Raw genomic sequence first — 23670 nt, 5'->3', positions numbered from 1 at the left:
TGCTCGTTTTTTGCGCAAATAGAGAGTCGCAGGAATGAAGCCGTTCGCCTCCCGTTATCTGCTCCTTGTGGCCTTTTCAGTGCTGCTGGGCGCCTGCCAAAGCACGCCGCCGGTGGCCGAAGTTCCCGATGCGCGAGCCACGGCCATCGCACAGCTGGAGCAAAGCCTGGCCAGCAGCGAACTGGCCACTGCCGAAGACCAATTGGCAGCCTTGCAGGCCGAGACACCCAACGATCAATCCCTTGAGCAATACCAGCGCCAGTTGGCCGAAGCCTATCTGCGCCGCAGCCAGATCGTCCTGCAGAAGGGCGATGTCAATGCGGCCGCGACCGCGCTGGCCCGTGCCCGCGTGCTGATGCCCAAGGCCCCGGCGCTGACCGGTGGCGTCAATGGCGCGATCACCGAAGCGCGCAAGGCTGAACTGGAGAAAGCCGAAGCGGCGCTCCAGGCCGCTGAAGCCAAGCCGAAAGCCAAGGTGATCGATCCGACCGCCGAAAGCACCACGGTTGCGTTGAACATCACTGATAGCCGCCAACTTCGCCGCCAACTGGATGCGATCGCCGCCGATGTGGTGAATTACGATTGTGCGGTGAGCATTCAGGCCCCGCGCGCCAATGATTACCCATGGCTGGCGACGTTGATCACCAAGCGGGTTAAGAAGCTTGATCCGGATTTCGATCTGAAGATCGAGAAACAGATTTTGCGCACTGTGCCGGCGCAGATGGTTCTGAGCCCGCGCAAACCTTAAAAAGCATCACGGGCAAGCCCCGCCCCCACAGGTGCAGCGTAATCCTGTAGGGGCGGGCTTGCCCGCGATGATTTACTACCAGGCGCCCAATCTTTTAAGCCGGAATGGCTTTCGCCTTAGGCTCACGCGCCCAAACCCGGTGCTGCCCGATTGCCGCAAAGAATGGCTTGGTCAGCGCGCCAACATCCTTGCCCTCCAGCAACCCCGCATCCGTCTCCAGCTTCAACACGCCCAGCAACTGTTTGGCCTCGCCATGCAGCGCAATCGCCTTCAGGTGCTTGTACGCCTCCAGCAGGTAATGCAACGCCACGCCGTCACCGCTCAATGCCTTGACCGACGCCGCGCCACCCGGCACGAACACCGCATCGAACGCAATCGAAGGCAAACCTTCCATCGACGCATCCACCGCGAGGGTTTTGCCATCGGCGGTCTTCACTGGCGCCGAAGTCGGACCGAGCAGTTTAGCGTGCGCACCCTCTGCCGCCAGCGCCTGCTTCATCGCCTCAATCGCCGCACCATCGACACCGTTTGCCGCAAGGATCGCGACTTTTCGGGTCTTGATGTTTTCCGGCAACAGGTTGGCCTGACTCAGTGCTGGCGAGCGATCAAGTGAGGTTTTCGGCACGTCGACAGTACTTTTGGTTGGCGTGGGCAGACCCAGGTTGGCCGCCACACGCTTGGCCAGTTCCAGATCGATGTTGGCGAGAATCTCGTTGACTTGCCGCGCCCGGATGAACTCACGCTCAACCTTGCCCAGTTCGAAACTGTAGGCTGCGATGATGTGCTCTTTCTCGTGCGGGCTCATGCTGTTAAAGAACAGCCGCGCCTGGGAGAAGTGATCGCTGAACGACTCGCTGCGCTGGCGGATCTTGTGGGCGTCGATGCGCTCCGGATAACTCTCGAACCCGCCGTCCTGAGCGGCCGGCGGCGTTTCTTTCGGCCAGCCGCCATCGATGGAGTTCGGTTCGTAAGAGGCGCGGCCCTTGTCGATCACCGTACGGTGCTGGGCATCGCGCTGGCCGTTGTGGAACGGTGCGACCGGGCGATTGATCGGCAGCTCATGAAAGTTCGGCCCGCCCAGTCGGCTGATCTGCGTGTCGGTGTAGGAAAACAGCCGGCCCTGCAGCAGCGGGTCATTCGAGAAGTCGATCCCCGGCACGATATGGCCGGGGCAGAACGCGACCTGTTCGGTCTCGGCGAAGAAATTGTCCGGGTTGCGGTTGAGGGTCATCTTGCCCAGCGGCGTGATCGGGACGATTTCCTCGGGAATCAGTTTGGTCGGGTCGAGGATGTCGAAATCGAAGTCGTGCTCGTTTTCCTCTTCGATGACCTGAACGCCGAGTTCCCATTCCGGGTAGTCACCCATTTCGATGGCTTCCCAGAGATCGCGCCGATGGTAGTCGGTGTCCTTACCCGCAAGCTTTTGCGCCTCATCCCACACCAGGGAACAGGTGCCGGCGGTTGGGCGCCAGTGGAATTTGACGAAGCGCGATTTGCCCTCGGCGTTGATCAGCCGGAAGGTGTGCACGCCGAAGCCCTGCATGCTGCGCAGGCTTTTCGGAATGGCCCGGTCGGACATGGCCCAGATGACCATGTGCGCCGATTCCGGTACCAGCGACACAAAATCCCAGAACGTGTCGTGGGCCGAGCCGCCGGTAGGGATCTCGTTATGCGGTTCGGGTTTTACCGCGTGGACGAAATCGGGAAACTTGATCGCGTCCTGTATGAAAAATACCGGCATGTTGTTGCCGACCAGATCGAAGTTGCCTTCGTCGGTGAAGAATTTCACGGCAAAACCGCGCACGTCACGCACCGTGTCGCCGGAGCCGCGCGGTCCCTGGACCGTGGAAAAGCGCACGAATACCGGGGTTTTCTTCCCCGGATCCTGCAGGAAACCGGCCTTGGTCAGCGTCGAATGGTTCTCGTAGCTCTGAAAGAAACCGTGGGCGCCGGTGCCGCGGGCGTGGACAATGCGCTCGGGGATGCGCTCATGGTCAAAGTGCGTGATCTTTTCACGCATGATGAAGTCTTCCAGCAGCGACGGCCCGCGAGCCCCGGCCTTGAGGGTGTTCTGGTTGTCCGCGATCTTCACGCCCTGGTTAGTGCGCAGAGCCTGGCCCGTGGCGTCGGAGCGAAACTTCTCCAGGCTGTCGAGTTTGGCGTTGGTGTTGGCGCGATCCGGGGTATCGGTGCCGGCCAGTTGGCTTTTGTCATTGGCAGGTTTCTTGGTACTCATCAGTCATGAACTCCTGTTTGTCCCGGGATTGCTCCAGGACGCTTGAGTGTTTCCCAGGCACGGCACCCAGGGTTTTCAAGTCGCTTAATGAGTGACTGACGAGGGTCTCGGGCGTTCCTTTTTTATGACCTTTGATCTTGTTATTGCCAAATCGAAGGTTATTCGCGAAATAAATGCTAAGAACCTCTATACGGACAGGCTAAAATGCGCGCCCGGCTAACCGCTGATCCTTTTCCAACGCGCCCCACAAGGTTCGCTACGTGATCGAGTTTCAAAACGTCCATAAGACTTACCGCGTCGCCGGTAAGGACATCACCGCGCTGCACCCGACCAGCTTCTCCATCGAGAACGGTCAGGTGTTCGGCCTGATTGGCCATTCCGGCGCGGGAAAAAGTACCCTGCTGCGTCTGATCAATCGCCTGGAACAATCCAGTGGCGGCAAGATCATCGTCGACGGCGAAGAAGTCACCGCGCTGGACGCCAACGGCCTGCGCCGTTTTCGCCAGCAGGTCGGGATGATCTTCCAGCACTTCAACCTGCTGGCGTCCAAGACCGTGGCTGACAACGTCGCGCTGCCGTTGACCCTGGCCGGTGAACTGTCCCGTGCCGAGATCGACCAGCGTGTGGCCGAGTTACTGGCGCGGGTCGGTCTGTCCGATCACGCCAAGAAGTACCCGGCGCAGTTGTCCGGCGGCCAGAAGCAGCGTGTCGGCATCGCCCGCGCCCTGGCGACCAAGCCGAAAATCCTGCTGTGCGACGAGGCCACCAGCGCCCTCGACCCGCAGACCACGGCGTCGGTCCTGCAACTGCTGGCCGAGATCAACCGTGAACTGAAACTGACCATCGTCCTGATTACTCACGAGATGGATGTGATCCGCCGTGTGTGCGATCAGGTCGGCGTGATGGATGCCGGTGTGATCGTCGAGCAAGGTTCGGTGGCCGATGTGTTCCTGCATCCGAAGCACCCGACCACCAAGCGTTTCGTGCAGGAAGACGAACAGATCGACGAAAGCGAGCAGCGCGATGACTTCGCTCACGTGCCGGGCCGCATCGTGCGTCTGACCTTCCAGGGCGAAGCGACCTACGCGCCGTTGCTCGGAACCGTCGCCCGGGAGACCGGTGTGGACTACAGCATCCTGGCCGGTCGCATCGACCGCATCAAAGACATTCCTTACGGGCAATTGACCCTCGCCGTCACCGGTGGCGACATGGAGGCGGCTTTCGCCCGCTTCACCGCCGCTGACGTTCACATGGAGGTGTTGCGCTAATGGAAGACCTGATGAGTTTCTTCACCAATATCGACTGGTACGAAATCTGGCTCGCCACTGGCGACACCCTGATGATGCTTGGCGGTTCTCTGTTGTTTACCGTGTTGCTCGGCCTGCCGCTGGGTGTATTGCTGTTCCTGTGCAGCCCGCGTCAGTTGCTCGAAGCCAAAGGCGTGTACGCGCTGCTGTCGCTGGTGGTGAACATCCTGCGTTCGCTGCCGTTCATTATTCTGTTGATCGTGATGATTCCGTTCACCGTGCTGATCACCGGCACCTCGCTGGGCGTGGCCGGTGCGATTCCGCCGCTGGTGGTGGGTGCGACGCCGTTCTTTGCGCGGCTGGTGGAAACCGCCCTGCGTGAAGTCGATCGCGGCATCATCGAAGCAACCCAGTCGATGGGCGCGACCACTCGCCAGATCATCATGAACGCCTTGCTGCCGGAGGCTCGTCCGGGCATCTTCGCGGCAATTACGGTGACGGCGATTACACTGGTTTCCTACACGGCGATGGCCGGTGTGGTCGGCGCCGGTGGCCTGGGTGACCTGGCGATCCGTTTCGGCTACCAGCGGTTCCAGACCGACGTGATGATCGTGACCGTGGTGCTGCTGCTGATTCTGGTGCAAGTGCTGCAAATGGTCGGCGACCGACTGGTTGTGCACTTCTCGCGCAAATAACCGGTTTTGTAATGACATGAGCCGGCCATTCGCTGGCAGGCGCCAGACGGGCGCCGTAAAAAGGAGTTAGCTGAATGAAAAAACTGATCGTTGCCCTGGCTGCCGTTGCAGCATTCTCGGCCCACGCCGACGAAACCCTGACCGTCGCCGCCACCCCGGTGCCGCACGCGGAAATCCTCGAGTTCGTGAAGCCGGTGCTGGCCAAAGAAGGCGTGGATCTGAAGGTCAAGGTCTTCACTGACTACGTTCAGCCGAACGTCCAGGTGGCCGAGAAGCGTCTGGACGCCAACTTCTTCCAGCACCAGCCGTACCTCGATGAGTTCAACAAGGCCAAAGGCACCAGCCTGGTGTCCGTGACGGGTGTGCACCTGGAACCGCTGGGCGCCTACTCCAGCAAGTTCAAGAAAATCGAAGAGCTGCCAAGCGGCGCCAACGTGGTGATCCCGAACGACGCCACCAACGGCGGCCGTGCACTGTTGCTGCTGGCCAAGGCTGGCGTGATCACCCTGAAGGATCCGAGCAACATCCTGTCGACCGTCAAGGACATCGCCCAGAACCCGAAAGACCTGAAGATCCGTGAGCTGGAAGCCGCAACCATTCCGCGCGTGCTGACCCAGGTCGACCTGGCGCTGATCAACACCAACTACGCGCTGGAAGCCAAGCTCGATCCGTCCAAGGACGCGCTGGTCATCGAAGGCAGCGACTCGCCTTACGTAAACATCCTGGTGTCCCGCGCGGACAACAAGGACAGCGACGCCATGAAGAAACTGGCCGCCGCCCTGCACAGCCCGGAAGTGAAGAAATTCATTACCGAGAAATACAAAGGCGCGGTGTTGCCGGCGTTCTGATCTGATCGTGCCCACGCAGAGCGTGGGAACGATCTAAACGAAAAGGGGACGCCCATGGCGTCCCCTTTTTTGTGCGTTCAGTTTTTACTTGCGGCTCAACATCACCGGCAACTGCGCAACCAGCTTGGCGTTGTTCAGCGGCGCCCGAATAAACCCGCGCTGCGTCCCGTCCGGCCCGATCACCGCCAGGTTGCCGCTGTGATCCACCGTGTAGTTCGGCTTGCTGGTGTCGGCCGGGATGAACGGAATGCTCACCGCGTTCGCCACTTTTTGCAGTTCGTCGATCGACTTCGGCGTCAGGCCGATGAACTGCGGATCGAAGTAGCCCAGGTACTGCTTCAACTGCGCAGGGTTGTCGCGGTTCGGGTCGACGCTGACCAGCACGATCTGCAATTTATCTAGCGCATCCTTCGGCAGTTCGCTCTTGATCTGGCGCAGCTGGGCGAGGGTGGTCGGGCAGATGTCCGGGCAGAAGGTGTAGCCGAAGAACAGCAGGCTCCACTTGCCCTTGAGCTCGTTGACCGTGACCGGTTGGCCGTCCTGATTGGTCATCGTCACGTCCGGCAGGTTGCGGCTCTGCGGCAGCAGGATGATGCCGGCGTCGATCAGCGCGGTCGGGTCGCCCTGGCCCTTGCCGCTCAGCACTTTGTTGACGGTCAGGCCGAGGATCAGCGCGATCACGGCGACGAGGATGAAGACGGTTTTCTGGGTTCGAGTCATAGGTTCAACAGTAAGTAGTGGTCTACGAGCAGGGCGATGAACAGCAGAAACAAGTACCAGATAGAGTACTTGAAGGTGTTGATCGCCGCGTGCGGCCGAGTGCCACGGTACAGCACCACGGCCCATTGCAGAAACCGCGCGCCCAGACCGAGCGCACAGATCAGGTACAGCAAGCCGCTCATGTGGATCACGTACGGCAACAGGCTGACCGCCAGCAGAGCGAAGGTGTACAGCAGAATGTGCACCTTGGTGTAGTGCTCGCCATGGGTGACCGGCAGCATCGGAATGTCGGCCTTGGCGTATTCCTCCTTGCGATGGATCGCCAGCGCCCAGAAGTGCGGCGGGGTCCAGGCGAAGATGATCAGCACCAGCAGCAAGGGTTCGGCGCTGACATGGCCGGTGGCGGCAGTCCAGCCGAGCAGCGGTGGCGCGGCGCCGGCGAGGCCGCCGATGACGATGTTCTGCGGCGTCGCACGCTTGAGGAAACCGGTGTAGATCACCGCGTAGCCGAGCAGCGAGGCCAGGGTCAGCCACGCGGTCAGCGGGTTGGTGAAGGTCAGCAGCAAAGCCTGACCGAGCAGTGCCAGCACCAGCGCAAAGGTCAGTGCTCCTGTGGGCGAAACCCGGCCCTCGGCCAGCGGCCGTTTATGGGTGCGCGCCATGACCGCATCGATGCGCCGGTCCACCACATGATTGACCGCCGCCGCGCCGCCGGCACACAGCGCGATCCCCAGATTGCCGAACACCAGCACCGTCCACGGCACCCCGGCACGGGTCGCGAGGAACATGCCCACCAGCGAGGTGATCAGCATCAGCACCACGACTTTCGGTTTGGTCAGTTCCAGGTAATCACGCCACAGCGCCTGCGCCGGACGTTCGCCGATCAGAATCGCCATGGCGTCTCTCCTTTAATAGTGATGGGCGCCGCCGAGTGCTTACGCGGGCTGAGGCGCCAGCGCGCGATCATCGGCTGCCTGACCCGAACCAGGCTGGTCCGCGCGTGATAATTGACCAGCACCATGGTGAGCAGCAGCGCCGCACCGCCGGCGTTATGCGCCACGGCCACCGGCAGCGGCAGATGGAACAGCACGTTGCTGATGCCGAGGGTGATCTGCGCGGCGAGGGCGATCAGCACCAGCCCGGCCAGTCGGGTCATGCCCACCCCTTTCAGTTGCCAGGCCAGGCCGAGCAGGACGACCGTCACCAGCAACGCGCCAATGCGGTGGGTCAGGTGAATCGCGGTGCGGGCATCGCTGTCGAGTTGCCCGCCAAGGTAGTTCGGGCCGATGTGTTGGGTCAGGTGAAAGCCGTTGGCGAAATCCGCCGGCGGCAGCCATTGGCCGTGACAGGTCGGGAAGTCGATACAGGCCACGGCCGCATAGTTGGAACTGACCCAGCCGCCGAGAGCAATCTGGCCGATCACCAACAGCAATCCGGCAGTCGCCCAATATTGCAGACGCTTGGGCACGGTCAGCGCCGGCAGCACGCCGGACAGCCTCAAGGTCAGCAGAAACAGCAGGCTCAAGGTCGCGAAACCGCCGAGCAAATGCCCGGTCACCACTTGCGGCCAGAGCTTGAGCGTCACCGTCCACATGCCGAACGCCGCCTGGGCGAACACCACCGCCAGCAGGAACAGCGGCAGCTTCAGCGGTTGCCCTGGATGACGACGGTTGACCCAGGCGCGACCGGCCAGCACCGAGATCAGCAGGCCGAGGGTGCCGGCGAAGTAGCGGTGGATCATCTCGTTCCAGCCCTTGTGCGCTTCCACTGGCGAGTCCGGGTAATGCAGTTCGGCATGGGCCAGTTGGGCTTCGCTTTTCGGCACGCTGATGAACCCGTAGCAGCCCGGCCAGTCCGGGCAGCCGAGGCCGGCGTGGGTCAGGCGGGTGTAGGCGCCGAGCAGCACCACGATCAGTGCCAGCAGGGTGGCAAACAGCGCGAGGCGAAATCCAGGTTTGGCCATGACGATGCCCTTATCCGATGTTCGACAGTTTCAGCAGGTGGCGCAGGTCGTTGAGCAGATCCTTGCCCTTGACGCTCGGCTCGTAGCGCAGCACGAGGTTGCCGTGGGGATCGATGATCCACAGTTGCGGCGTGGCCTTGTCGCCCGTGGCTTTGCTGAAGGTGGCTGCGTCCAGCGGATAACGTTGCAGCTGCGGGTATTCGCGGGTCAGCTTGGCTTCGTACTCGGTGCCCAGTGGTTGCGCAGCGGCCAGGGCGTGACTGGCGCGCCCGGCTTCGCGGCCGAGGCCGATCTGGATCTGCCGCGCCAGGTACACCAGTTGCTGGCAGTCCACCGCGCAATCCTTCGGCGCGGTGACCAACATCTGCCAGCGCGTTTCGTCAGCCTGGATGCCGAGGTCGGCGCGGGTCTGGCCGTTGCCGATCAGTTCGCCGTGATAGCTGCGACCTTCCGGCACCCAGAACTGCAACTTGTACATGCCGGTGGCGAGGATCATCGGCCCGACCACGCCGAGCACGATCAGCAGCAGCTGGATGCGTCCGCGACGGCGACTGGCCGGGGCTTTTGCTTCAGACATGCTGGGTGGATTCATGGCCGCTCCCATGGTGTTTCTCCTTTGCGTTGTGCCAGCCGAGATAGAGGTAGAGACCGAGCAGGGCGGTGGCCATGGCGAACCACTGCACGGCGTAACCGAGGTGTTTTTCCGGGCCCATCGCGACCACCGGCCAGTCGGCCTGATAGATGGCGGGGCCGGGTTCGGCACGTAATTCGTAGGCGAAGCCGTCGCGTTCGAGGGTTTTCCACAGTTTTGCGGGATCGACGGCGGTGATGGTTTGCGGCCAGGTCTGGCTGTCCGGGTCGGCGTGCAGCTGGAAAGTGGCGCCGGGGGCGACGTACACCCAGGCATCGACATTCACGTCATCCGTCGGCGTGTTGAATTGCGGGGGCGTGCGCCGGTCCGGCCACGGCAGCCAGCCGCGATTGATCAGCAGCCACTGGCCGCTGCGTTGATCCTGAAACGGTTGCAGCAATTCGACGCCGACCTTGCCGTTGCGCTGACGGTTGTCCAGCAACAGGCTGTGGGCGGCATCGAACCGGCCGTGCAGATGCACCCGGCGGAAGGCCGGTTCGGCGCTGTGCAGCAACTCGGTGCTGGCCATCGGTTCGGCGGCGCGGCGCTCGGCGTAGCTGGTGAGCAGGGCAGTTTTCTCCGCGCCCCGGCCCAGTTGCCAGAAGCCCAGCGACATCAGCAACGGCAGCAGCAGGCCGACCACCAGGGTCGGCACCACGCCCGGCCGGAAGCGCTTCATGGCCGTGCCAGAAAATCAGTGAGCGTGATCGCTATACTCAACTGCATCGCTTGTTCCCCCGGAGTTCTTTCCATGCTCAAAGCAGCCATCGTCCTGATGCTGATTGCCACGGTGGTCAGCCTGTTCAGCGGCCTGTTTTTCCTGGTCAAGGACGACAGCAGCTCGAATCGGCTGGTAATCGCCTTGAGTGTTCGGGTGACGTTGGCCGCCGTCACCGTCGGCCTGATCGCCTGGGGTTTCTACAGCGGCCAACTGGTGTCGCACGCGCCTTGGTGAGCGGATCCTCAGAGCACATACACGAAGATGAACAAGCCGATCCACACCACATCGACGAAGTGCCAGTACCAGCTCGCCGCTTCAAAGCCGAACTGATGTTCGTTGTCGAAGTGGCCCTTCATGATGCGCATCAGCATCACGAACAGAATGATCGTGCCGATGGTTACGTGGGCGCCGTGGAAACCGGTGAGCATGAAGAACGTCGCGCCGTAGATGCCCGAGCCGAGGGTCAATCCCAGTTCCTGATAGGCGTGGATGTACTCTTCGGCCTGGAAGCCGAGGAACGCGCAGCCCAGCAGCACGGTGATCGCCAGCCACAGTTTCAGCGCGCCGCGATGACCTTTCTTCAGCGCGTGGTGGGCGATGGTGATGGTCACGCTGGAACTCACCAGCAGGATGGTGTTGATCAGCGGCAGGCCCCAAGGGCTGATGACTTCCTTGGGCGGCGGGAACAGTTTCGGATCCGGCGTGTGCAGCAGCGGCCAGGTGAACTGGAAATTCGGCCAGAGCATGTGCGCGATGCCTTTGGTGCCTTCACCGCCCAGCGCCGGGCCGGAGATGTGCCGCACATAGAACAGCGCGCCGAAGAAGGCGATAAAAAACATCACCTCGGAGAAGATGAACCAGCTCATGCCCCAGCGGAACGAGCGGTCCAGCTGCGCGCTGTACAACCCCGCGCGGCTTTCCTTGATCACCGTGCCGAACCAGCCGAAGAGCATGTACGCCAGCAACAGTCCGCCGACGAAAAAGATCAGCGGGCCGTGGGACTCCGGACGCGCCGCCTTCAGATCGTTGAACCAGGTCGCCAGGCCGTACACGGTGACCAACATCCCCACCGTGGCGACGATCGGCCACTTGCTCTGGGCCGGGACGTAATAGTGCTCATGAGTTGCCATTTATTGTTCTCCTTATCGGGCACGCTTAACCGCCAGTGTTTGCAGCCACCGGAGGATGTCGGGCGGTGATATCGAACAGCGTGTAGGACAGCGTCAGGTGCTTCACGTCCTTGGGCATGTCGCGGTCAACGATGAAACGCACCGGCATCTCGATCTGCTGACCGGGCTGCAGCACCTGCTGGGTAAAACAAAAGCATTCGGTCTTGTGGAAGTACGCGGCCGCATTGCTCGGCGCGATGCTCGGCACCGCTTGCGCGCTCATCGGCTTGTCGGTGGGGTTGCGGGCGATGAAGATCATCTCGTTCACCGCGCCGGGGTTGGCCGTCAGTTCGTCATGCTTGGGGTAGAAATCCCACGGCATGTCGGCGGTGTTGGTCGACAGAAACTGCACCCGCACCTGCCGCGAGGCATCGACGGTCTGCTCGCCCTCGTACTGCCCGGCGGTCTTGCCGTTGATGCCGAACGCCTTGCACATCACGTCGTAGATCGGCACCAGGGCAAAACCGAAGACGAACATCGCCACCACCACGCCGATCAGTCGGGTGACCAGCTTCTTCATCGAGATCGAGTCAGCCATGGCGGCGGCCCTCAACGGCTACAGGGTTCATTTCACTTCCGGCGGCGTGGTGAAGGTGTGATACGGCGCCGGTGACGGCACGCTCCATTCCAGACCTTCGGCACCATCCCACGGTTTGGCCGGAGCCGGCTCGCCGCCGCGGATGGTCTTGATCACGATGAACAGGAAGAAGATCTGCGTGGCACCGAACATGAACGCGCCGATCGACGACACCATGTTGAAGTCGGCGAACTGCAGGTTGTAGTCCGGAATCCGCCGGGGCATGCCCGCCAGGCCCACGAAGTGCATCGGGAAAAAGGTCAGGTTCATGCCGACGAAGGACAGCCAGAAGTGCAATTTGCCCAGGGTTTCGTCGTACATATGACCGGTCCATTTCGGCAGCCAGTAATAGGCCGACGCGAAGATCCCGAAGATCGCCCCCGGCACCAATACGTAGTGGAAGTGCGCGACCACGAAGTAGGTGTCCTGGTACTGGAAGTCCGCCGGGGCGATGGCCAGCATCAGCCCGGAGAAACCGCCGATGGAGAACAGGATCACGAACGCCACGGCAAACAGCATCGGTGTCTCGAAGGTCATCGAGCCTTGCCACATGGTGCTGGCCCAGTTGAACACCTTCACCCCGGTCGGCACCGCGATCAGCATCGTCGCGTACATGAAGAACAGCTCGCCCACCAGCGGGATGCCTACCACGAACATGTGGTGCGCCCAGACGATGAACGACAGGAACGCGATGCTCGCCGTGGCGTAGACCATCGAGGTGTAGCCGAACAGCGGCTTGCGCGAGAAGGTCGGGATGATCTGGCTGACGGCACCGAAGGCCGGCAGGATCATGATGTACACCTCGGGGTGGCCGAAGAACCAGAACACATGCTGGAACAGCACCGGATCACCGCCGCCGGCGGCGCTGAAGAAGCTGGTGCCGAAGTGGATGTCCATCAGCATCATCGTCACGCACCCTGCCAGCACCGGCATCACCGCGATCAGCAGGAACGCGGTGATCAGCCAGGTCCAGACGAACAGCGGCATTTTCATCAGGGTCATGCCGGGGGCGCGCAGGTTGAGGATGGTGGCGATCACGTTGATCGCGCCCATGATCGAACTGATCCCCATCAGGTGGATGGCGAAAATGAAGAACGTCACGCTTTCCGGCGCATAGGTGGTGGACAGCGGTGCGTAGAACGTCCAGCCGAAGTTCGGCCCGCCACCGGCGGTGAACAGGGTCGAGACCAGCAGCAGGAACGCCGCCGGCAGCAGCCAGAAGCTGAAGTTGTTCATCCGCGGCAGGGCCATGTCGGGCGCGCCGACCATCAACGGGATCATCCAGTTGGCGAGGCCGACGAACGCCGGCATCACCGCACCGAACACCATCACCAGGCCGTGCATGGTGGTCATCTGGTTGAAGAATTCCGGCTGGACGATCTGCAGGCCGGGCTGGAACAGCTCGGCGCGGATCACCATGGCAAACGAGCCGCCGAGCAGGAACATGCAGAACGCAAACCACAGGTACAGCGTGCCGATGTCCTTGTGGTTGGTGGTCAGCACCCAGCGCATCAGGCCTTTGGCGGGGCCGTGGGCGTGGTCGGCATGACCGTGGTCATCGATGACAGCGCTCATGGCCGGTCTCCTTCAAGTGAGTGGACTGGGCAGGCCGGTGCGCAGGGCTCCGACCGGTTCACGTAGTACGCAATAGACCGGCTCATTTGCTTTCCGCCTGTTTCAGCTCCAGCACTTCTTTTGGCGTGACCATGTCGCCCTTGTTGTTGCCCCAGGCGTTACGTTCGTAGGTCACGACCGCTGCGATATCGACTTCCGACAGTTGCTTGCCGAACGCCGCCATGGCGGTGCCGGGCTTGCCGTGGAAGACAATGCTCAGGTGCGCGTCTTTCGGGCCGGTGGCGATTTTCGAGCCCTTGAGGGCCGGGAACATTGGCGGCAGGCCCTGACCTTCGGCCTGGTGACAGGCGACGCAGGTGGTGTGGTAAACCTTGTCGCCACGCTCCTTGAGCTCGTCCAGCGTCCATTCCTTGCTGGTCAGCTCTTTGAGCTGCAACGCTTCGGCCTTGCGCTCGGCGAGCCATTTTTCGTAGTCGGCCTTCTCTTTGACCTCGACCACGATCGGCATGAAGCCGTGATCCTTGCCGCACAGTTCGGCGCACTGGCCACGGTAGAGGCCGGGTTTGTCGATACGGGTCCAGGCTTCGTTGACGAACCCGGGGATCGCATCGCGCTTGACCGCGAAGGCCGGCACCCACCAGGAGTGGATCACGTCGGCGGAGGTCACGAGGAAGCGCACCTTGGCGCCGGTCGGCAGCACCAGCGGCTTGTCGACCTCGAGCAGGTAATGCTCGCCCTTGGCTTCCTTGTTGTGGATCTGCTCGGCGGGGGTGGCCAGGTTGCTGAAGAACTCGACGTCCTGGCCCAGGTATTTGTAGTGCCACTTCCACTGATAGCCGGTGATCTGGATGTCGATATCCGGCTCACTGGTGTCGTACATCTTGATCAGGGTCGCGGTCGCCGGAACGGCCATCGCCACCAGGATCAGCAGCGGGACGACGGTCCAGAGAATTTCGACGGTGGTGCTTTCGTGGAATTTTGCGGCGACCTGCCCGGTGGAACGGCGGTGCACCATCATCGACCAGAACATGGCGCCGAAGACGATGATCCCGATCACCACACAGATCCAGAAAATGGTCATGTGCAGGTCGAATACTGCGTGACTGATTTCAGTCGCTCCAGGCGCCATATTCACAGTCCAGGCCGCGTTGGCCGGGCTGAAAATCGACCACAACAGGAGGCCCATCCAGACGTGTGGATGTCGCATCATTGCGGGTTCCCCTTATCGTTCTTGTTATCCCGCCGGCTTTCACCAGAGGCAAGGGAGCGGCTGCATCAGACTACGAACTTGAATCGCCGGGCCTTGCTGCGTGGGCAGTCGGGCGTCATCAGCTAACTCCATTCAATGGCGAGTATAGACAGCGGCTGGAAAATGCAATGTGCGCACGTAAATCGAATGAAACAGCTGGCACTTGCGTTCCAGGGCACGAATGGAGAAGGATGCAGACGAGTGGTGGCAAACCGATATAACGCCGGTGCATCAAGGATGAAATAATTATGACAAATGCGTCTTAGCATTTTTCGTAAGCCAGCTAAGTTATGTCTTCCCTATTTCATTGCCTTGTTTCCTGGAGTTTTCATGAACACCGCCGCATTGCGCGAGCAGATCCACATAGCCCGACAACACGAGATTGAAACCGGAAAGCTGACCCGTCAGCTGGAAGCCCAACTGCAACACCTGCACCCGGCGATCCAGTTGCCGGAAACCGACGCCAACGGCGTGCTGACGCGTTTTGTCGCCGCCTACATCGACGAAGTGCCAGACCTGCTGGATGCAGCCAATGAAGTCGCCAGGGAAGCGGGAATCGAATCGCAGATCAAACCGGTGCTGAGAATCGCCGAGCAGTACTTCATCCAGCCGCCCGTGGGCCTGGACAGTCTGCTGGACGAAGCCTATCTGGCGCACCGTTTTGTCGAAGAGGTCAACGACCTGTACATCAAGCATTTCGGCCAGCCACTGATCCCCTTGGACATGACGGTCGCCAATCTGATTGCTCACCAGTTGATCGGTGAGGAATTTGCCAACCAACTCGACGAAGTGGTGCATCACGCGGTGGACAGCATGCTCGACGATGACAGCTTTGCGCTGGAGTCGGTGGAAGCCTACCGCGAGAAACTCAGCAGCCCGGACACCGGTGCGGCGTGGAAACGCTGGCCGTGCATGAGTCGCCGTCTGGGCGTGGGCCTGGAGCTGGATCAGCCTGCGGCTTGATCTGTGCGCAAACGATTGGGGGAACAGATTGCTCTGTTCCCCCAATGTTCTCAGCCTGCCGCGCCGATCCCGGTGGTGGTGCGGATCCGCCCCTCAAGCCGTCGCTTCAACCCGCGCGACTCGATCAACAGTTTCGCGCCCTTGGCCGCATTCGCCCGGCCCCACTCTTCGAGCAGTTCCAGACACGAATGGTCGATGTAGCTCAGATGGTTGAGTGGCACGTGCACTGTCGTGCCCGGCGGAATGCTGCCCAGCACCTGAGTCAGTGCCGGCACTTTGAGGAACGTCGCCGCGCCCACCAGACGCAACTCCATTTCCCCGTCCTGCGGCAGATCGATCAGGCTGATTTTCAGGCGCGAGGCCTTGAACGCCAGTTTCAGCAGGGTCAGCCCGAAACCGATCAGCACGCCGGTCAGAAGGTCGGTGAAGATGATCGCCAGCGCTGTGGCGGCGTAGGTGAACATCGGCATCCGGCCGTAACGCCCCAGACCACGGAACGCCTTGAGATCCACCAGTTTGAAACCGGTGTAGACCAGAACGCCGGCCAGACTCGCCACCGGAATGCTCTGCAACACGCTCGACAGCAACAACACGAACGCCAGCAGCCACAGGCCATGGAAAATCGTCGAGTAACGCGTGGTGGCGCCGGCCTGGACGTTGGCCGAACTGCGCACGATCACCCCGGTCATCGGCAGTGCGCCGACCAGACCACAGAGCATGTTGCCGACGCCCTGCGCCGACAGCTCACGGTCGAAATCCGAACGCGGGCCGCTGTGCATGCGATCCACCGCAGCGGCGGACAGCAGGGTTTCGGCACTGGCGATGAAGGCCACGGCGAACGCGGCAATCAGCAGCGTCGGGTCGGCCAGACTCAACAGATCCGCCGGTTTCAGCCAGTCGATGGCTTCGGCCAGATTCGCCGGCACTTCAACCCGCTTCACTGGCAGCGCCAGCAAAAGGCTGGCACCGGTTGCCAGCCCGACACCGAGCAGCGCGCCGGGAATGAAGCGCAGCGAATGCGGGCGGAATTTCTCCCACAGCCACATCACCGCGATGGTCGACAGCCCGAGCAGCCCGGCCTGCCAGCCAAACGACGGCAAGGCCTGCGCCACCGCGCCGGGGAATGCCGTGAGGTTGTCGAGACCTGAAGGTTTCGGTGACGCATCGAGCATCACATGCACCTGTGAGAGCACGATCAACACACCAATACCGGCAAGCATGCCGTACACCACCGCTGGCGCCGTGACCCGGAACCAGCAACCGAGCTTCAGGCGTCCCGCTACCAGTTGCAGAAATCCGGCGAGCAGCAGGATCGGCCCGAGCATCTCGATGCCGTGCTGGCGCACCAGCTCGAACACCAGCACCGCCAGACCCGCCGCCGGCCCGCTGACCTGCAACGGCGAACCCGCCAGCCAGCCCACCACCAGACCGCCGATGATCCCGGTGATCAGGCCTTTGGCCGGCGGCAGCCCTGACGCAATCGCAATGCCCATGCACAGCGGCAGAGCGACCAGAAACACAACCACTGAAGCCAGCAACTCCCGTGGCAACACAGCTTTCAATTGAGCCGCACGCATGGCGATTCTCCCGAAGTTTTCTTCAGGCGTGGCAAGGCCTGGCCGCGGATACAGCGGCCGGCGTCAAACCACACGGATTTTTAGGAGGATTCAGAAGCGCGCTTTGGGCGTCGCCACCGGGATCGGATGGCTGCCGTCGAGCGGCAGGAAGCAACCCTGATCCGCGTCGTAAGCTTTGATTTCGCTGGTTTCGATGTTGTAGACCCAGCCATGGATGAACAGATGACCGTTCGCCATGCGCGAGGCTACCGAAGGATGGGTACGCAAGTGCTGCAGTTGGGCGATGACGTTTTCCTCGGTGAGGATCGGCATGCTTTCTGTTTCGTCGGTGCAGTTGCAGTTGTCATGCACCATGGTTTTTGCGACTTCGGCGTGGCGCAGCCAGGCTTTGACCGTCGGCATCTTTTCCAGGCTGTCCGGATTGAGTACCGCACGCATGGCGCCGCAGTCGGAGTGGCCGCAAATGATGATGTGCTGCACGCCGAGGGCCAGTACCGCGTATTCGATGGCGGTGGAAACGCCGCCGTTCATCTGGCCGTAGGGTGGTACGACGTTGCCGACGTTACGGGTCACGAACAGATCGCCGGGCGAGCTCTGGGTGATCAGTTCGGGCACGATGCGCGAATCGGCGCAGGTGATGAACATCGCCCGTGGCGACTGGGCCGTGGCGAGTTTTTTGAAGAGTTCTTCCTGCTGCGGAAAGACCTCATGATGAAAATGCAAAAAGCCGTCAACGATATGCTTCAACGCTGCATCGGCGGATTCCGCCACAGGGGCGGCTTGCGCCGACGCAGCCAACGGCTGTTTATCCTTGTCACTCATGATTCATCCTCATTGGCGGATTCGGGGAGTCGTTCCCGTGTATTCCGGTGTGAAGCCAGTGGCTGTTTAGAACATCCGAGTCATCCCGACCCGTCAGTCACTCGATGAACAAGGTAACCGCCGAAACTTAACTCAAACTGAATCAAGCGCTCTAGAACGTGTGTTCCAGGTCACAAAAAACGTGACCGGCGTAAACCGGACCTGGCATTCCTCCCTCTCAATCAGAGGGCCAATAGTTTCTAAATCAGCGCCATCTGGCGACCCGGCGGACAGAAGGCCGTGCAATCGAGGTTGAAGCCTTCGCGGTGATTGAGCCCCAGGCGTTTCAGCGCTTTGGCGAAGCGCTGGGCAAGCAGGTCGGCAAACGGCCCTTCACCGCGCATTCGCGCGCCAAAACGGCTGTCGTACAGCTCGCCGCCACGGCTCTGGCGGATCAGGCTCAAGACATGGGCGGCGCGTTGCGGGTAGTGCGCCTCAAGCCATTCCTCGAACAGCGGCGCCACCTCCAGGGGCAGGCGCAGCATCATGTAGGCCGCGCTCTGGGCACCGGCCGCGTGGGCTTCGGTCAGCAGGCTTTCGATCTCGCTGTCATTGATCATCGGAATCATCGGCGAACACAGCACCCCCACCGGAATCCCCGCCTCGCGCATCACCCGGATCGCCCGCAACCGCGCCTTGGGCGCAGCGGCGCGGGGTTCGAGGATGCGTTTGAGCTCGTCGTCCAGGGTGGTCAGGCTGATCATCACCGCCACCAGCCGCTGTTGTGCCAGTTCGGTGAGCAGGTCGAGGTCGCGCAGGATCAGCGAGCCCTTGGTGACGATGGTCACCGGATGCCGGTAGCGCAGCAGTACCTCGAGGGTCTGGCGGGTGATCCGGTGTTCGCGTTCGATCGGCTGGTAGGGATCGGTGTTGGAGCCAAGGTTGATCGGCGCGCATTGATAGCCTTTTTTCCCCAGCTGCTCTTCCAGCACCTGGGCGGCGTTGGTCTTGGCGATCAGCTTCGTTTCGAAATCCAGCCCCGGCGACATGTCCCAATAGGCGTGGCTGGGCCGTGCATAGCAATAGATGCAGCCATGCTCGCAGCCGCGATAGGGATTGATCGAGCGGTCGAAGGGCAGGTCCGGCGAAGTGTTGCGGGTAATGATGGTCTTCGCGGTTTCGAAACTGACTTCGGTGCCCTGGGTCAGTGGCACTTCCTGATACCAGCCGTCGTCCTCGGCCACCGAGCGACTTGGTGCGAAGCGGTTGTGCGGGTTGGTGGCGGTGCCGCGACCGCGCGGGGGCAAGGGGCTGGTCATCACGGGTGTCCTTGGTCTGTACATGCATACAGTATCTGCAAGGTGGCGGATGATCCACTACCGTTCAGCCGTCCATCAATAAATCCCGCGGTTAGTTATAAGTTTGTTTAGCGGTAAAGTTGCAGTTGTGCAAATTGAAGAAACATAAGTTGGCTGTTCGTTTACTGTTCAAGTTCGTAGTATCCACTCCGCTTCACAACACTTGACTGTATAAATGGCAAAAGGATTTGATGATGTCTTTTTTTAATTCGCGCGGTATTTTTCTGCAACTGATGCAGCCCGGCCCATCGGAGCCCAATACGTTGGTTTCCATGCAACTGGCGCGTAAGGAACTGGGCTGGGATGCCGAGGCCGGCGTGCAGACCGAAATGCTGGTTGACCCGATTTTTGTCACCGCGACCTCCCGGGATGGCGGCCATACCTTCAGCATCGGCCGTCTGGAGCACGATGTGGATCGTGACGGTGAAATCGGCGAGCAGGATCGAGCCAAGCTGGTTGCCCTGGCCAAGGCCTATGCCAGTATTACCAATCCGTAACAGCGATTGAATGAATAACCCCTGCATGATTAATCATGCAGGGGTTATTGCGCTTAGTTGTGGCTGGTTACTTGCCCAAGGTCACCGGCCGAAGTTGTAGTCATATCGTCGGTGCGTAACTTGGCAACCTCTTTCGCGGTGACAGGGGATGCCTTGTTACCCCAACTTCCACGAATAAAGCTCACGACATCCGCCACTTCCTGATCCGACAGACGCCAGGCGAAACCGGGCATGGTGAAGGTGGACGGCGCCGTGTGCGTCGCAGGCAGGGTGCCGCCCTTGAGCACGATGTGGATCAGCGAGGTCGGGTCTTCCGATTGCAGCACCGGATTGCCCGCCAACGCCGGGAACACACGGGTGTAGCCATGGCCGTCGGTGCGGTGGCAGGCGGCGCAGTTATCGATGTACACCGAGGCGCCACGTTGACTGTCATCGCCGTTCCACAAAGCCTTGGCGGTTTTCGCGTCGTACTGATGCGGCTGATCGGCCGGATCATTGGCCGGCAGCGATTTCAGGTAACGGGCAATCGCGGTCAGGTCAGCGTCGGTCATGTACTGCATGCTGTGGGTGACCACATCGCTCATGCCGCCGAACACCGCGCTGCGGTCGCTGCGACCGGTCTTGAGGAACTGCACCAGTTGCTCTTCGCTCCAGCTGCCGAGACCGTCCTTGTGGTCGCCGCGCAGACTTTTGGCGATCCAGCCTTCCAGCGGCGCACTGCCTGACAGAAAACTGCTGCCTTCGGCTGCGCTCAGGGATTTTTCCTGCATGGTCAGGGCCCGTGGCGTATGGCAGGCGCCGCAATGTCCGAGGCCTTCTACCAGATACGCCCCACGGCTGACGACGGCATCGTCCGACGCGGGTTTGTAGTCCTCGACCTTCGGCGCGAACAGCCAGCGCCAGCCTGTCAGCGGCCAGCGCATGCTCAATGGCCACGGGATGTCACTGGCCTTGTTCTCCTGCGCCACCGGTTCCACGCCGTGCATGAAGTAGGCATAGAGCGCCTGCATGTCGGTTTCGCTGACGCGGGCGTAGGACGGGTACGGCATCGCCGGGTACAAGGTACTGCCATTTTTGGCCACGCCATGACGCACGGCCTGGTCGAAGTCCTCGAAGCTGTAGTCACCGACCCCGGTTTTGTCCGGGGTGATGTTGGTCGAGTAGATCGTGCCGATCGGGGTTTGCATCGGCAGGCCGCCGGCGAACGGCTTGCCGTCCTTGGCGGTGTGGCAGGCCACGCAGTCACCGGCACGGGCGAGGTATTCGCCTTGCTTGATCAAGGATTGATCAACTTCGGCGCCATGAACGGCAACGCTGCCGAGCAGCGCCAGGGTCGCGATAACGAGAGTCTTCATGGTCATCGCTCCTTAAGCCTGAACCAGCGGGCCGGGGTTTTTCAGGTATTGCTCGCGGATCGCTTTCGCCGACCAGTAGGTCAGCGCAGCGACCAGGCCGGTCGGGTTGTAACCCAGGCCTTGCGGGAATGCCGAGGCGCCCGGAACGAACACGTTGTGCACATCCCAGCTCTGCAGATAGCGGTTCAGCGCGCTGGTCTTCGGATCGGTGCCCATGATCGCGCCACCGTTGAGGTGGGTGGTCTGGTACGACGCGGTGTTGAAGTGGTCGCCGACTTTCTTGCCGATCACGGCGATGGCTTTCGGGCCCATGGCCTCGGCGATCTTGCCCATTTTTTCGACCATGAAGCGGTTCATCTTGATGTCGTTTTCCTGCCAGTCGAACGTCATCCGCAGCAGCGGCATGCCGTAGGCATCGCGGTACACCGGATCCAGATCGAGGTAGTTGCCACGGTAGGACTGATGCGCGCCGTGGGCGTCCATCGACACCTGATGGGTGTAGTAATCGGCGGTCGCGCGTTTCCACGCACTGCCCCAGGCCGGCGTGCCCGGCGGGTTGGAGGTGCCGGCGATCGGTCGGCTGCCGGCCTGGTTGACCCACATCGGCGAGCCACCGACGAAGCCATGCGGTCCGTGATCGAAGTTGTCGGCGTTGAAATCATCCACCGCCACACCGTTGCCGCCGGCACCGATGAAGTTGTTGGTGTGGGTGTCCTTGTCGAAGAACGCCTTGATGGTGGCCATGTTCTGGTAGGCGAAGTTGCGCCCGACCACGCCTTCACCGCTGATCGGGTCGTAGGGTTTGCCGATGCCGGAGAGCAGCATCAGGCGCACGTTGTGCAACTGGAACGCGCCGAGAATGACCAGATCCGCCGGCTGCTCGATCTCGCGACCCTGGCCGTCGATGTAGGTGACGCCGGTGGCTTTGGTTTTCGTGCTGTCGAGATTGACCCGCAGTACGTGGGCGTTGGGCCGCAGTTCGAAATTCGGCAGCGGTTTCAGGGCCGGCAGAATGTTCACGTTCGGCGACGCCTTGGAGTACATGTAGCAAACGTAACCGCTGCAGAACCCGCAGAAGTTGCACGGGCCCATTTGTGCGCCGTAGGGGTTGGTGTACGGCCCCGAAGTATTCGCGGAAGGCAGGTTGTAGGGTTTGTAACCGACCTCCGTGGCTGCTTTGCCGAACAGCTGTGCGGAAACCGTATTCTTCTGTGCTTCCAGCGGAAACGGGTTCGAACGATCGGGTGCGTACGGGTTGCCGCCCTTGCCCTGGCCGACCAGTTGGCCTTTCACGGTCCACGCCTGGCCGGAGGTGCCGAAGACTTTTTCGGCGAAGTCGAAGAACGGTTCCAGCTCTTCATAGTTGACGCCGAAGTCCTGGATAGTCATGTCCTTGGGGATGAAGCTTTTGCCGTAGCGCTCTTCATAGTGGCTGCGCATGCGCAGTTCGATCGGGTCGACCCGAAAGTGCACGCCCGACCAGTGCAGCCCGGCGCCGCCCACGCCATTGCCCGGCAGGAACGCGCCCAATTGGCGATTTGGCAGGGCGATATCGTTGACGCTGTGGCGGATGGTGACGGTTTCCCTGGAAACGTCCTGGAAGAGTTTTTTGCGCACGCTGTAGGTGAGTTCGTCGATCACCTGGGGATAGTTGCCGTCGGGGTAGGTGTCCTGCATCGGCCCGCGCTCCAGCGCCAGCACGTTCAGTCCGGCTTCGGTCAGTTCCTTGGCCATGATCGCGCCTGTCCAGCCGAAACCGACGATCACTGCGTCGACCTTCTTCATTACCGTTGCCATGCTCACGCCCTCTCGCCGCGAATCGAAACTGCCGGGAAGGGGTACTGCTCGTTGCGTTCCACCCAATCCATGAAGTCGGCGCGGGCGCCGGGGAAGCCGATCATGGTCCAGCCGACCATGCCTTTATTGCCGCCGTGGATCGGATCGCAGAAGAACCCTTCCTTGGTGTTTTGCAGCAAAAGACTGAAGAAAATCTTCGCCGGAACGCTGTCGAATTGCGGTTTCCCGGCTTCCAGCTGTTTGAGCAGATCGTCTCGGGTAGCGCTGTCTTGCTCGGCAAATGTTTTACCGTTGAGGGATTTTGCCCACTGATCCGTGGCGGCGATGCCGAGGCGATAGATCTCTTTGGGCACCAGTTTGCTCTGCCAGCCCATCTCCGGCGCGGCATCGGCATTGAACGGGCCCTGCATGTACCAAAGGGCGCCGGCGGCGTACGGGGTGTTCATCTGACGGTCGATGTATTCCGGCACGCCAGCTTCGAGTGCACCTGGGCCTTGCGCATCGTTGGGGATCAACTGCGCGACGGCGGCATTGATGAACGCCCACTCTTCGGCAGTGAAGTAGCTTGGCTGATAAGGGCTGGCTGCAACGCCGGCCTGTTTCGCCGGGGCTGTGGCAGGCGTGCTTTCGGGCGCGGCTTGCAGCACCGTGCTGCCGAGTCCGCTGCCGGCGAGGGTGACGACCGGTATCAGGGTCAGGGATTTGCGCAAAAACTCACGCCGCGGGTTGTCTCGATCTTCATCAGACATGGGGGTGCACCTCATCAGGCATTGATGGTTGTCAGCCGTTTCTGCGAACGACTCAAGAATTTTCTGGCTGCGACATGGCCGGAACGACCGGGAGCAAGGGGACGCGCCTGCAACATGATGTGACAAATGGTAGCAGGCTAAGCAACGAGATGAACCGATTCAGCCAAAAAAGACTGCTTATCGAACAAGGGAGC

At 61.3% G+C, this 23670-nt stretch carries 23 protein-coding genes; 7 read left to right on the top strand and 16 right to left on the bottom strand.

All coding sequences use genetic code 11. The features are described from left to right. Window positions 1-34: 34 nt before the first annotated feature. Entirely contained in the window at window positions 35-748 is a 714-nt protein-coding gene (locus ACKJSM_RS20075; RefSeq protein ID WP_236180035.1) for a PA5502 family lipoprotein, read from the top strand. Window positions 749-842: 94 nt separating this feature from the next. Here ACKJSM_RS20075 and katE read toward each other — a convergent pair whose 3' ends face one another. Next, on the bottom strand, window positions 843-2984 hold the full coding sequence (gene katE, locus ACKJSM_RS20070; protein ID WP_410238622.1) for a catalase HPII: 2142 nt from the start codon (window positions 2982-2984) through the stop codon (window positions 843-845). Window positions 2985-3244: 260 nt separating this feature from the next. Between katE and ACKJSM_RS20065 the strand changes: the two genes are divergently transcribed. The 3 genes from ACKJSM_RS20065 to ACKJSM_RS20055 all read left to right on the top strand — a co-directional run bounded on the left by ACKJSM_RS20065 (window position 3245) and on the right by ACKJSM_RS20055 (window position 5774). Beyond that, window positions 3245-4252 (top strand): methionine ABC transporter ATP-binding protein, encoded by a 1008-nt coding sequence (locus ACKJSM_RS20065; RefSeq protein WP_230734522.1) that lies wholly within the window; start codon window positions 3245-3247, stop codon window positions 4250-4252. Then, window positions 4252-4926 (top strand): methionine ABC transporter permease, encoded by a 675-nt coding sequence (locus ACKJSM_RS20060; protein ID WP_011331789.1) that lies wholly within the window; start codon window positions 4252-4254, stop codon window positions 4924-4926. The genes ACKJSM_RS20065 and ACKJSM_RS20060 overlap by 1 nt, the downstream gene beginning before the upstream one ends. Before the next feature lie 74 nt (window positions 4927-5000). Continuing rightward, complete coding sequence (locus ACKJSM_RS20055) at window positions 5001-5774, top strand: MetQ/NlpA family ABC transporter substrate-binding protein (RefSeq protein WP_102718515.1); 774 nt, start codon at window positions 5001-5003, stop codon at window positions 5772-5774. Window positions 5775-5858: 84 nt separating this feature from the next. Here the strand turns inward: ACKJSM_RS20055 and ACKJSM_RS20050 are convergent, their stop codons facing one another. From ACKJSM_RS20050 to ACKJSM_RS20030, 5 genes are read right to left on the bottom strand one after another with little or no spacing between them, the layout of a single operon-like run. Further along, a complete protein-coding gene (locus ACKJSM_RS20050) occupies window positions 5859-6494 on the bottom strand; it encodes an SCO family protein (RefSeq protein WP_236180040.1) in 636 nt (211 codons plus the stop codon). After that, window positions 6491-7390 carry a heme o synthase gene (cyoE, locus tag ACKJSM_RS20045; RefSeq protein WP_007953992.1) on the bottom strand — a complete coding sequence of 300 codons (900 nt, stop codon included), beginning with the start codon at window positions 7388-7390 and terminating at the stop codon, window positions 6491-6493. Before cyoE ends, ACKJSM_RS20050 begins: the two co-directional genes overlap by 4 nt. Then, window positions 7378-8457 carry a COX15/CtaA family protein gene (locus ACKJSM_RS20040; RefSeq protein WP_236180041.1) on the bottom strand — a complete coding sequence of 360 codons (1080 nt, stop codon included), beginning with the start codon at window positions 8455-8457 and terminating at the stop codon, window positions 7378-7380. The genes cyoE and ACKJSM_RS20040 overlap by 13 nt, the downstream gene beginning before the upstream one ends. 10 nt (window positions 8458-8467) lie before the next feature. Further along, window positions 8468-9061 (bottom strand): hypothetical protein, encoded by a 594-nt coding sequence (locus ACKJSM_RS20035; protein ID WP_410238621.1) that lies wholly within the window; start codon window positions 9059-9061, stop codon window positions 8468-8470. Next, window positions 9027-9767 carry an SURF1 family protein gene (locus ACKJSM_RS20030; RefSeq protein WP_410238620.1) on the bottom strand — a complete coding sequence of 247 codons (741 nt, stop codon included), beginning with the start codon at window positions 9765-9767 and terminating at the stop codon, window positions 9027-9029. Before ACKJSM_RS20030 ends, ACKJSM_RS20035 begins: the two co-directional genes overlap by 35 nt. A 72-nt stretch (window positions 9768-9839) precedes the next feature. Here ACKJSM_RS20030 and ACKJSM_RS20025 point away from each other — a divergent pair, with 72 nt between their 5' ends. Continuing rightward, window positions 9840-10043, top strand: coding sequence for a twin transmembrane helix small protein (locus ACKJSM_RS20025; protein ID WP_064592503.1), 204 nt, complete (start codon window positions 9840-9842; stop codon window positions 10041-10043). Between the two features lie 8 nt (window positions 10044-10051). Here ACKJSM_RS20025 and ACKJSM_RS20020 read toward each other — a convergent pair whose 3' ends face one another. The 4 genes from ACKJSM_RS20020 to coxB all read right to left on the bottom strand — a co-directional run bounded on the left by ACKJSM_RS20020 (window position 10052) and on the right by coxB (window position 14340). After that, window positions 10052-10939: a cytochrome c oxidase subunit 3 gene (locus ACKJSM_RS20020; RefSeq protein ID WP_236180047.1), complete on the bottom strand. Its 888-nt coding sequence runs from the start codon at window positions 10937-10939 to the stop codon at window positions 10052-10054. A 25-nt stretch (window positions 10940-10964) separates the two neighbouring features. After that, window positions 10965-11516, bottom strand: a complete 552-nt coding sequence (locus ACKJSM_RS20015; protein ID WP_410238619.1) for a cytochrome c oxidase assembly protein — start codon at window positions 11514-11516, stop codon at window positions 10965-10967. Between the two features lie 27 nt (window positions 11517-11543). Then, complete coding sequence (gene ctaD, locus ACKJSM_RS20010) at window positions 11544-13130, bottom strand: cytochrome c oxidase subunit I (protein ID WP_236180049.1); 1587 nt, start codon at window positions 13128-13130, stop codon at window positions 11544-11546. A gap of 82 nt (window positions 13131-13212) precedes the next feature. After that, window positions 13213-14340, bottom strand: a complete 1128-nt coding sequence (gene coxB, locus ACKJSM_RS20005) for a cytochrome c oxidase subunit II (RefSeq protein WP_236180051.1) — start codon at window positions 14338-14340, stop codon at window positions 13213-13215. Between the two features lie 369 nt (window positions 14341-14709). Between coxB and ACKJSM_RS20000 the strand changes: the two genes are divergently transcribed. Then, window positions 14710-15342 (top strand): hypothetical protein, encoded by a 633-nt coding sequence (locus ACKJSM_RS20000; RefSeq protein WP_236180053.1) that lies wholly within the window; start codon window positions 14710-14712, stop codon window positions 15340-15342. Between the two features lie 50 nt (window positions 15343-15392). Here ACKJSM_RS20000 and ACKJSM_RS19995 read toward each other — a convergent pair whose 3' ends face one another. The 3 genes from ACKJSM_RS19995 to ACKJSM_RS19985 form a co-directional block, all read right to left on the bottom strand. Next, window positions 15393-16919 carry a SulP family inorganic anion transporter gene (locus tag ACKJSM_RS19995; protein WP_236180055.1) on the bottom strand — a complete coding sequence of 509 codons (1527 nt, stop codon included), beginning with the start codon at window positions 16917-16919 and terminating at the stop codon, window positions 15393-15395. Window positions 16920-17009: 90 nt separating this feature from the next. Beyond that, window positions 17010-17741, bottom strand: a complete 732-nt coding sequence (locus ACKJSM_RS19990) for a carbonic anhydrase (protein ID WP_410238618.1) — start codon at window positions 17739-17741, stop codon at window positions 17010-17012. Between the two features lie 239 nt (window positions 17742-17980). After that, on the bottom strand, window positions 17981-19039 hold the full coding sequence (locus ACKJSM_RS19985; protein ID WP_039764828.1) for a PA0069 family radical SAM protein: 1059 nt from the start codon (window positions 19037-19039) through the stop codon (window positions 17981-17983). Window positions 19040-19272: 233 nt separating this feature from the next. On the opposite strand from ACKJSM_RS19985, the gene ACKJSM_RS19980 reads away from it, so the two are divergent. Continuing rightward, on the top strand, window positions 19273-19575 hold the full coding sequence (locus ACKJSM_RS19980; protein ID WP_007953977.1) for a hypothetical protein: 303 nt from the start codon (window positions 19273-19275) through the stop codon (window positions 19573-19575). Window positions 19576-19628: 53 nt separating this feature from the next. Here the strand turns inward: ACKJSM_RS19980 and ACKJSM_RS19975 are convergent, their stop codons facing one another. The 3 genes from ACKJSM_RS19975 to ACKJSM_RS19965 are packed head-to-tail and all read right to left on the bottom strand — an operon-like array spanning window position 19629 to window position 23476. Further along, entirely contained in the window at window positions 19629-20930 is a 1302-nt protein-coding gene (locus ACKJSM_RS19975; RefSeq protein WP_410238617.1) for a c-type cytochrome, read from the bottom strand. A 12-nt stretch (window positions 20931-20942) separates the two neighbouring features. Continuing rightward, window positions 20943-22727, bottom strand: coding sequence for a GMC family oxidoreductase (locus ACKJSM_RS19970; RefSeq protein ID WP_410238616.1), 1785 nt, complete (start codon window positions 22725-22727; stop codon window positions 20943-20945). 2 nt (window positions 22728-22729) lie between these two features. Next, the gene (locus tag ACKJSM_RS19965; protein WP_236180063.1) at window positions 22730-23476 is read right to left on the bottom strand and encodes a gluconate 2-dehydrogenase subunit 3 family protein; all 747 of its coding nucleotides are present in this window, start codon (window positions 23474-23476) and stop codon (window positions 22730-22732) included. Between the last annotated feature and the right edge of the window lie 194 nt (window positions 23477-23670).

The sequence above is a fragment of the Pseudomonas sp. PHC1 genome (assembly GCF_046487845.1).
Lineage (GTDB): Bacteria > Pseudomonadota > Gammaproteobacteria > Pseudomonadales > Pseudomonadaceae > Aquipseudomonas > Aquipseudomonas sputi.
The sequence above is the reverse complement of the archived record's forward strand: the minus strand, read 5'-3'. Positions and strand labels throughout refer to the sequence as shown.